We start from the raw sequence: 10,040 nt of genomic DNA on the forward strand, positions 1-10,040 counted from the left end.
GCCGGCGGCGGCCGACGGTCGACCAGGCAACTTGACACGTCGGGCAACTCAGGGATATTCTTCTAATATTCCGAAATTGTGCAATCCGCGTCATGCTTTAGCCCCGTCATCCTGAGGAGCGCGCTCTTGCGCGCGTCTCGAAGGATGCACGGCCACCAGCCGGGCCGTCGACCCTTCGAGACGCCGCTTCGCGGCCCTCAGGGTGACGGTGAGGCGGCGCTGGTCATTCGCTAACGCGCGATGAGATGAGGATGAATCGTGATGCGATGAACGGCGGTTACGCCGTCGCCATGTCCGGGAACACCGCCTCGATCTTGGTCTTCAGCGTGGCCGCGTTGAACGGCTTGACGATGTAGTTGTTCACGCCGGCTTTCTTCGCCGCGATCACGTTCTCGGTCTTGGATTCCGCCGTGATCATGATGAAGGGCGTGGTCGCAAGGTTGGGATCGGCGCGGACTTCCTTGAGCAGGTCGTAGCCGGTCATCGGCTCCATGTTCCAGTCGGAAATCACCAGGCCATACTTCTTGCCGCGCATCTTGTTCAGCGCTGCGGAGCCGTCGGAGGCATCGTCGATATTTTCAAATCCAAGCTGCTTGAGAAGATTCCGGATGATGCGGATCATGGTGCTGTAATCATCAACCACCAGAACCGGCATGGACAAATCAACCGCCATCTTTCCCCCCAAAACGACAAACGCAACTTGGCTTCTGCACAAACGCAGCTTTCCGCCAACGACTAACAGCAGGCGTTAAACAGCGCGTTAACCGGCTGAATCCGGATTGTTACGGATTTGACGCGATTTTCGTTAGCCTTGACTTCCACGCCGCCGCCGCGTCACGGTCCGGCCCGCACCAATCATGCTTAAGAATCCTTGAAGAATACCGCTCATGAGCACCGGCTTTACCGTTATCCGCGACAACACCCCCGCAAGCGCCATTCCGAAAGGCGCCGTGGTCGCGATGGGGAATTTCGATGGCGTCCACCTCGGTCACCGCGCCGTGATCGGCGCGGCGCTTGCGATGGGCAGAGCACACGGCGTGCCCGCGCTCGCCGTGACCTTCGAGCCGCATCCGCGCAGCTTCTTCAGCCCGAACACCCCGCAATTCCGTCTCACGGACGAGACCAACAAGCTGCGGCTGCTCGCGGCCACCGGGCTCGCCGGTGCCGTCGTGATGACGTTCGACAGGGCGCGCGCCGGGACCTCGGCACAGGATTTCATTCACCACGACCTGATCGGCCGGCTCGGCATCAGCGGGATCGCAGTCGGTTACGACTTCCATTTCGGCAAGGGCCGGGTCGGCTCGCCGAGCCTCCTGGTCAGCGAAGCGCCGCGGCTCGGCATCGAGGTCGATGTGCAGGCGCATGTCGACATCGAGGAACGCCCGGTTTCCTCCAGCGCCATCCGCATGGCGCTCGCCGAGGGCGAGATCGCGGATGCGACCACGATGCTGGGCGGACCGTGGTTCGTCACCGGCAAGGTGGTCCACGGCGAGAAGCGCGGCCGCGACCTCGGCTACCCCACCGCCAATATCCGCCTCGACAAGCATTGCGGCCTGAAGCACGGCATCTACGCGGTGCGGGTCGGCAAGGGCTCGCAACGGTTCGACGGTGTCGCAAGCTTCGGGCGCCGGCCGACCTTCGACAACGGCGCGCCGCTGCTCGAAGTGTTCCTGTTCGACTTCAAGGGCGATCTGTACGACGCGGTCCTCGATGTCGCATTCATCGGTTTCATTCGCGAAGAGCTGAAATTCGACACCATCGAGGCGTTGATACGCCAGATGGATGACGACAGCGCCAAGGCGCGCGCGCTACTTGCCGCAGCGCCCGATGCGTTCCCGCAGCTCGGAGCGATTGGTTGAACAGGACTGAAAAGCAAAAAATGCTGGCGGGCGAGCTGTATCGCCCGGATGCAGAGCTCGCCGCCGACCATACCGCGGCGGAACACTGGATGGCGCGCTACAACGCGTCGGGCGCATCGTCCGCGGCCGAGCTGCACGCGCTGCTCGGCGAGCGCTTCCGCAAGGTCGGCAGGGATGCCGTGATCCGCCCGCCGTTCTTCTGCGACTACGGCAGCAATATCAGCCTCGGCGACGGCGTGTTCCTCAACTTCAATTGCGTGATCCTCGACGTCGTCGAGGTCGTGATCGGCGATCGGACCCAGATCGGACCCGCGGCGCAGATCTATACCGCCGACCACCCGCGCGATGCCGAAACCCGCCGCGCCGGGCTGGAATTCGGCCGCCCGATCCGGATCGGCAGCGATGTCTGGATCGGCGGGGGCGCCATCATCCTGCCCGGCGTCACGATCGGCGACGGCGCCCTGGTCGGGGCCGGCAGCGTGGTCACACGGAACGTCGCCCCCGGCGCGATCGTGGCGGGGAATCCGGCCCGGGCACGGCCGGCCTGAGCCGCGCCATGCGCGGGCCGCGGGCCACCGGGGGCTTTGCGATTTCCCCGTCCGGCTGCTATGGAAACCCCATGTTTTCGCGGCGCATCATACGGATTAGCTGCCCGGCTTCCGCCTGAGCCTGAAGGCTCGGCGCAAGACCGGGACTTCGCCGTTTCACCCGCGATTGATCGCGTATCCGCGCCCGCACCTGCCAAATCAGAGCTTTCATGTCCGACAAGCCGCAAAAGACCGACGCCCAAAAGACTGACGTTAGGGACTATTCCAAGACCCTTTACCTGCCGCAGACGGAATTCCCGATGCGCGCCGGCCTGCCCCAGCGCGAGCCGGAAATCCTGAAATACTGGAACGAGATCGGCCTCTACGACAGGCTCCGCCGGGAAGCCGAGGGCCGTGCCAAATTCGTGCTGCATGACGGCCCGCCCTACGCCAACGGCAACATCCATATCGGGCACGCGCTGAACAAGATCCTCAAGGACGTCGTGACCAAGAGCCAGCAGATGCTCGGCTTCGACTCCAACTACGTGCCGGGCTGGGACTGCCACGGCCTGCCGATCGAATGGAAGATCGAGGAGGAGAACTACCGCTCCAAGGGCAAGCAGAAGCCCGATTTCCGCGACTCGGCGGCGATGGTCGCGTTCCGTAGGGAATGCCGTGCCTATGCGACGCACTGGATCAACGTGCAGCGCGAGGAGTTCAAGCGGCTCGGCATCATCGGCGACTGGGATCATCCCTACCAGACGATGAGCTATCCGGCCGAAGCCCAGATCGCCCGCGAGCTGATGAAGTTCGCGGCCAACGGCACGCTCTATCGCGGCTCGAAGCCCGTGATGTGGAGCGTGGTCGAGAAGACCGCGCTTGCCGAAGCCGAGGTCGAATACGAGGACTATACTTCCGACATGGTGTGGGTGAAATTCCCGGTCACCTCGCCGGCGCATGGCGCGCTGGCCAATGCCTCGGTCGTGATCTGGACCACCACGCCGTGGACGCTGCCCGGCAACCGCGCCATCTCGTTCTCGCCGAAGATCGCCTATGGCCTCTACAAGGTGACGGATGCGCCGGCGGACAATTGGGCGAAGACCGGCGATCTGTTGATCCTGGCCGACGCGCTTGCCGCCGAGGTGTTCAAGCAGGCGCGCGTCACGTCCTATGAGAAGGTCCGCGATATTCCCGGCGACACGCTGGACGCCGTGGAATGCGCCCATCCCCTGCGCGGCCTCGGTGGCGGCTACGAATTCATCGTGCCGCTGCTCGCCGGCGAGCATGTCACCGACGACACCGGCACCGGCTTCGTGCACACCGCGCCGAGCCACGGCCGCGAGGACTTCGACGTCTGGACGGCCAACACCCGCGAGCTCGATGCGCGCGGCATCCCGACGGCGATCCCGTATACGGTCGACGAGAACGGCGCGTTTACCGCGCAGGCTCCGGGCTTCACCGGCAAACGCGTGCTCAACGACAAGGGCGAGAAGGGCGATGCCAACGAGGCCGTGATCAAGGCGCTGATCGAGGCCGGCAAGCTGCTCGCGCGCGGCCGCCTCAAGCACCAGTATCCGCACTCCTGGCGCTCCAAGAAGCCGGTGATCTTCCGCAACACGCCGCAATGGTTCATCGCGATGGACAAGCCCATCGTAGACGCCCCGGGCAAGCCCGGGGCTACGGACATCGCCGAGAACGGCCATGCGAAGAAGGGCGACACGCTGCGCGCCCGCGCGCTGCACGCGATCTCTGTCACGCAATGGGTGCCGCCGGCCGGCGAGAACCGCATCAACGGCATGATCGCCAACCGTCCCGACTGGGTGATCTCGCGGCAGCGCGCCTGGGGCGTGCCGATCGCCGTGTTCGTGCGCGAGAACAGCGACGGTTCGGCCGAGATCCTGCAAGACGAGGTGGTCAACCAACGCATCACCGAGGCGTTCATGGAGGAAGGCGCCGACGCCTGGTACAGGGACGGCGCCCGCGAGCGTTTCCTCGGGTCACGCGCGTCCGAGAACTGGAAGAAGGTCGACGACATCTGCGACGTCTGGTTCGATTCCGGCTCCACGCACGCCTTCGTACTGGAAGACCGCCAGAACTTCCCGCAGCTCGGCAACATCGTCCGCAAGGTCGATGGCGGCGACGACACCGTGATGTATCTCGAAGGCAGCGACCAGCATCGCGGCTGGTTCCACTCGTCGCTGCTGGAAAGCGCCGGCACGCGCGGCCGCGCGCCGTACGACATCGTGCTGACCCACGGCTTCACGCTCGACGAGAACGGCCGCAAGATGTCGAAATCGCTCGGCAACACCGTCGAGCCGCAAAAGGTGATCAAGGATTCCGGCGCGGATATCCTGCGCCTGTGGGTGTGCGCCACCGACTATGCCGACGACCAGCGCATCGGTCCGGAGATCCTCAAGAACACCATCGAGACCTACCGCAAGCTGCGCAACTCGATCCGCTGGATGCTCGGCACGCTGCATCATTTCAAGCCGAGCGAGAAGGTCGCCTTTGCCGAGATGCCCGAGCTCGAGCGGCTGATGCTGCACGAGCTCGCCGGCCACGCCGAGACCATCCGCAAGGCCTATGCCGACTTCGACTACAAGACCGTGGTCGCAAGCCTCGCGGCGTTCATGAACTCCGAGCTGTCGGCGTTCTACTTCGACATCCGCAAGGACACGCTGTATTGCGATCCGCCGTCCTCGGTGGCGCGCAAGGCGGCGCTGACCACGATCGATCTGCTCTGCGACGCGATCCTGAAATGGCTGGCGCCGATCCTCAGCTTCACGACCGACGAGGCCTGGCGGATGTATCGGCCGAACGCCGAGCCTTCGGTGCATCTGACGCTGTTCCCCGAAGGTCTCGAGCAGTTCCGCGACGACGCGCTTGCCGCGAAGTGGGAGACGATCCGCAACGTTCGCCGCGTCGTCACCGGCGCGCTCGAACTCGAACGCGCCGCCAAGCGAATCGGCTCCTCGCTCGAGGCATCGCCGGTGATCTACATCGCCGACAGGCAGATGCTGGCCACATTGTTCGACATCGATCTCGCCGAGGTCTGCATCACCTCGAACTACGAGGTGCGCGAGGGCGAGGCGCCGGCGGACGCCTTCCGCCTCGATGCCGTGCCTGGGGTTGCGGTCGTGGTCGAGAAGGCGGTCGGCACCAAATGCGCCCGTTCGTGGAAGATCCTGCCGACGGTGGGCGAGGACCCCGAATATCCCGACGTCTCGCCGCGCGATGCGCAAGCGCTGCGCGAATGGAAGGCGCTGGGGGACAGCGCCTAACGTCCTCTGTCGTCCCTGCCTAGTGCGCAATTGCGCACGGGAGCAGGGACCCATAACCACCGCTGCCTGCAATGGACTGAGGTTGATGACTCCGAGTCACTCAAGCAACGCCCGACACGGGGTATGGGTCCCTGCTTTCGCAGGGACGACACCTTTGGTGGGCTGGCAATGACCCCTCCCGTTCGCGCCGGTGTGCTTGCGGCGGTGATCACCCTGATCGCCGACCAGGCCTCCAAGCTCTGGCTGCTCCATGTGCTGGATATCGCGCGTCACGCCCCGGTGCGGGTGACGCCGTTCTTCGACCTGGTGCTCGCCTGGAATCCAGGGATCAGTTTCGGCTGGTTCCAGAGCGAGACCCCGGCGGCCCAGATCCTGCTGATGGTGATCAAGGCCGCGGCCGTGATCGCGCTGGCGATCTGGATGGCGCGGTCGCGGACCTGGCTCGCGACGGTGTCGCTCGGCCTGATCATCGGCGGCGCCATCGGGAACGGCATCGACCGCTTCGCCTATGGCGCGGTGGTCGATTTTGCCCTGCTTCATGCCGAGATCGGGGGAAAAACCTTCAATTGGTACATCTTCAACCTTGCCGATGTAGCCATCGTTGCTGGCGTGGCAGCCCTATTGTATGATTCCGTGGTGGGGACCCCCGCCGTAAAAGCGCCCTGATCCCGGCCGATACGAGCCGGTCAGCGGTCGACACCTGCTCAAGCGGAACTGTGCCTAAGCCAGTGATCGCTTTGGCGAATTTTGAGATGGGAATGGCGCGATGCGCAACACCAAAGCCCGCGGTTACCTGATCGAAACGTCCCGGCTGTCGCTGATGCGCGGCCTGCGCCTGGCGTTCGTCGCAGCCGGGATCGGCCTTGTCATGACGGCCGGCCCGGTGCGCGCCGGCGACGATGAGGATGACGGCGACGACGGCCTGACCTTCGAAGAGCGGATCGTCGACAATCTGATGACCGGGCTCGGCGCCAAGAGCGCGGCCAGCAAGGGCATCGACTACCGCGAGCGCTCGCCGCTGGTGGTGCCGCCCAAGCTCGATTTGCCCCCGCCGGCATCGACCGCCCAGGTCAACGCGCCGAACTGGCCGAAGGACCCTGATATCGCGGCCCGCAAGGCTGCGATCGCGGCGCGCAAGAAGGAAGTCAAGAAGGAGCCGTGGCAGTCGGCGGTGGCGTTGACGCCGGCCGAGATCGAGGCCGGCCGCAAGCAGCAGACCGCCACCGACGGCCGCAAGGAGCCGCTGGAGCCCGGCGTGAGCACCAATCCATCGCTGATGCCGAGCCAGCTCGGTTACACCGGCGGCCTGCTCGGCATGTTCAAGGGGAACAGCAGCGAGTCCAAACCGTTCAAGGGCGAGCCGACGCGCGATTCCCTGACTGAGCCGCCTCCGGGCTACCAGACGCCGTCCGCGGGCTATGCCTACGGCACCGGCCCGCAGGCGCCGATGGCGAAGGAAGGCCAGTACGACGTCATGACCGGAAAACCGGTGCAGTGATCGCTTGGCCTGTTCGGGCGAAGGCTGACATGAGCAAAGCTTAATGCGGGGCGGCGGGTGTCTCTCCGCTTCGTGACCATGGGCACGGCAACGACCGTGTACGATGGCTTGCTTTCGCGCCCCGGCCGTGTGTCCGGGCTTTCATAAGGACCATGATGCGCTCTCGCCGATCGATCGCCCTGTTCGCTGCCGCATTTGTTTCCACCATCCCGCTGCCGGGTGCCAGCCTCCGCGCCCAGACCACCGTCACCTCGGAACGCCCCGCCAGTTTCTCGCTCGATAACGGCCTGCAGGTCGTGGTGATCCCCGACCACCGCACGCCGGTGGTGACGCAGATGATCTGGTACAAGGTCGGCTCGGCCGACGAGACGCCCGGCAAGTCGGGCCTCGCGCATTTTCTCGAGCACCTGATGTTCAAGGGCACGGCCAAGCATCCGGCGGGCGAGTTTTCGCAGACCGTGCTGCGCGTCGGCGGCAATGAGAACGCCTTCACCTCGGTTGACTACACCGGCTACTTCCAGCGCGTGCCGCGCGAGCAGCTGCCGACCATGATGGAGTTCGAGGCCGACCGCATGACCGGCCTGATCCTCAAGGACGAGAACGTGCTGCCCGAGCGCGATGTCGTCCTCGAGGAGTTCAACATGCGGGTTGCCAACAACCCGGATGCAAGGCTGACCGAGCAGATCATGGCCGCGCTTTATCTCAACCATCCCTATGGCCGGCCGGTGATCGGCTGGCACCAGGAGATCGAGAAGCTCGACCGCGAGGATGCGCTCGCCTTCTACCGTCGCTTCTATGCGCCGAACAACGCGATCCTGGTCATCGCCGGCGACGTCGACGTCAAGGATGTCCGCCCGCTGGTCGAGAAGAATTTCGGCCCGATCCCGGCGCAGCATGCGATCCCCGAGAAGCGGGTCCGGCCGCAGGAGCCGACACCGGCCGCGCCGCGCACCGTGACGCTGTCGGATCCGCGCGTCGAGCAGCCGAGCCTGCGCCGCTATTACCTCGTGCCCTCGGCGACAACCGCGGCTTCAGGCGAGAGCCAGGCGCTCGATGTGCTCGCGCAGTTGATGGGGGGCGGCGCCAACTCCTATCTCTATCGCTCCCTGGTGATCGACAAGGGCCTCGCGATCTCAGCCGGCGCCGGCTACCAGGGCACCTCGCTCGATCCGTCGCAATTCTCGATCTCGGTGACGCCGAAACCCGGCGTCGAGTTCGCGCAGATCGAGGACGCGATCGACAAGGTGATCGCCGACCTCGCGCAGAACCCGGCGCGCGCCGAGGATCTCGAACGGGTCAAGACCCAGCTCATCGCGGAGGCGATCTACGCCCAGGACAACCAGGCGACACTGGCACGCTGGTATGGCGGCGCGCTGACCACCGGGCTCAGCATCGAGGATATCCGCAGCTGGCCGGATCGCATTCGCGCCGTCACCGCCGAGCAGGTGCGCACTGCCGCCGCCAGCTGGCTCGACAAGAAGCGGTCGGTGACCGGCTATCTGATCAAGGATACTACTGCGCCGAAACGCGAGGAGAAGCGCTCGTGATCTATTCCCTCACCCGCCGTGCGGCGCTGATCGGCGGCGCCTGCGCCGCACTGCTGACGCTGACGCCGGCGCCCTCGCAGGCCGCGGCCAAGATCCAGCGGCTGGTATCGCCCGGCGGCATCGAGGCGTGGTTCGTGCAGGACGCGACCGTGCCGCTGATCGCAATGGAATATTCCTTCAGCGGCGGCGCCAGCCAGGATCCGCCCGGCAAGCCCGGCGTCGGCAATCTGGTCGCCGACCTGCTCGACGAGGGCTCCGGCGATCTCGATTCAAAAACCTATCATGAGCGGCTCGAGCGCCGCGCCATCGAGCTCGGCTTTCAGTCGAACCGCGATCAATTCCGCGGCTCGCTGCGCATGCTCAAGGACAACAAGGACGAAGCCTACGACCTGTTGCGGATGGCGCTGACCTCGCCGCACTTCGAGCCGAAGGACGTCGAACGCATCCGCGCCCAGGTGATCGCCAATCTGCGCCGCGAATCGACAAATCCGTCCTCGCTCGCCGGCCGCAAGTTCCTCGAGCTCGCATTCGGCGATCATCCCTATGCCAGGACGGCCACCGGCACGCTCGACAGCGTCCCGACCATCCAGATCCCGGATCTCAAGGACTATACCCGCCGCATCATCGCCAAGGATACGCTGCGCATTGCCGTGGTCGGCGACGTCGATCCCGATACGCTCGGCAAGTTGCTGGACAAGACCTTTGGCGGCCTGCCGGCGAAAGCCGAATTGACGCCGGTCCCCGACGTCGTGGCGACCAGACCGCCACAGCGCGCCTTCGTCCCGCTCGACGTGCCGCAGACCGTCGTCACCTTCGGCGGGCCCGGCATTGCCAGGCACGACCCGGATTTCATGGCGGCCTATGTGGTGAATCACATTCTCGGCGGCGGCGGGCTGTCGTCGCGGCTCTACAAGGAAGTGCGCGAGAAGCGCGGGCTGGCCTACTCGATCTATGAAGCGCTGGTCTGGATGGATCACTCCGCGCTGTTCATCGGCAACACCGGCACCCGCGCCGACCGCGCCGGCGAGACCGTCGATGCGATCGAAGCGGAAGTCCGCCGCATCGCCGAGGAAGGTCCGACGCAGAAGGAGCTCGACGAGGCGAAGTCCTACCTGAAGGGCTCGCAGATGCTGGCGCTCGACACCTCCTCCAAGCTCGCGCAGGCGATGCTGCAATACCAGCTCGACAAGCTGCCGATCGATTACATCGAGAAGCGCAACGCCATCGTCGACGCGGTGACGCTCGACGACGCCAAGCGGGTCGCCAAGCGGCTCTGGGGCTGTCTCTTATACACATCTGACGCTGCCGACGACCATGGTATAGTGTAG

Annotated in this window: 8 protein-coding genes; 7 read left to right on the forward strand and 1 reads right to left on the reverse strand. The window is 65.1% G+C overall.

The window, feature by feature from the left end; translation table 11 throughout:
• Positions 1 to 277: 277 nt before the first annotated feature.
• The gene (locus PMN64_RS27780; RefSeq protein WP_016844467.1) at positions 278 to 673 is read right to left on the reverse strand and encodes a response regulator; all 396 of its coding nucleotides are present in this window, start codon (positions 671 to 673) and stop codon (positions 278 to 280) included.
• Positions 674 to 887: 214 nt separating this feature from the next.
• Here PMN64_RS27780 and PMN64_RS27785 point away from each other — a divergent pair, with 214 nt between their 5' ends.
• From PMN64_RS27785 to PMN64_RS27815, 7 genes are all read left to right on the forward strand, one after another.
• Positions 888 to 1,859: a bifunctional riboflavin kinase/FAD synthetase gene (locus PMN64_RS27785; RefSeq protein WP_411782944.1), complete on the forward strand. Its 972-nt coding sequence runs from the start codon at positions 888 to 890 to the stop codon at positions 1,857 to 1,859.
• Entirely contained in the window at positions 1,856 to 2,407 is a 552-nt protein-coding gene (locus tag PMN64_RS27790) for a sugar O-acetyltransferase (protein ID WP_411782945.1), read from the forward strand. The genes PMN64_RS27785 and PMN64_RS27790 overlap by 4 nt, the downstream gene beginning before the upstream one ends.
• A gap of 209 nt (positions 2,408 to 2,616) precedes the next feature.
• Entirely contained in the window at positions 2,617 to 5,667 is a 3,051-nt protein-coding gene (ileS, locus tag PMN64_RS27795; protein ID WP_411782946.1) for an isoleucine--tRNA ligase, read from the forward strand.
• Positions 5,668 to 5,835: 168 nt separating this feature from the next.
• Positions 5,836 to 6,333 carry a signal peptidase II gene (gene lspA / locus PMN64_RS27800; protein WP_411782947.1) on the forward strand — a complete coding sequence of 166 codons (498 nt, stop codon included), beginning with the start codon at positions 5,836 to 5,838 and terminating at the stop codon, positions 6,331 to 6,333.
• 100 nt (positions 6,334 to 6,433) lie between these two features.
• Positions 6,434 to 7,165 carry a hypothetical protein gene (locus tag PMN64_RS27805; RefSeq protein WP_028341057.1) on the forward strand — a complete coding sequence of 244 codons (732 nt, stop codon included), beginning with the start codon at positions 6,434 to 6,436 and terminating at the stop codon, positions 7,163 to 7,165.
• Between the two features lie 152 nt (positions 7,166 to 7,317).
• On the forward strand, positions 7,318 to 8,712 hold the full coding sequence (locus tag PMN64_RS27810) for a M16 family metallopeptidase (protein WP_411782948.1): 1,395 nt from the start codon (positions 7,318 to 7,320) through the stop codon (positions 8,710 to 8,712).
• Positions 8,709 to 10,040 carry a M16 family metallopeptidase gene (locus PMN64_RS27815; RefSeq protein ID WP_411782949.1) on the forward strand — a complete coding sequence of 444 codons (1,332 nt, stop codon included), beginning with the start codon at positions 8,709 to 8,711 and terminating at the stop codon, positions 10,038 to 10,040. Before PMN64_RS27810 ends, PMN64_RS27815 begins: the two co-directional genes overlap by 4 nt.

This window comes from Bradyrhizobium sp. UFLA01-814 (genome assembly GCF_046718885.1).
Taxonomy (GTDB): Bacteria; Pseudomonadota; Alphaproteobacteria; order Rhizobiales; family Xanthobacteraceae; genus Bradyrhizobium; species Bradyrhizobium elkanii.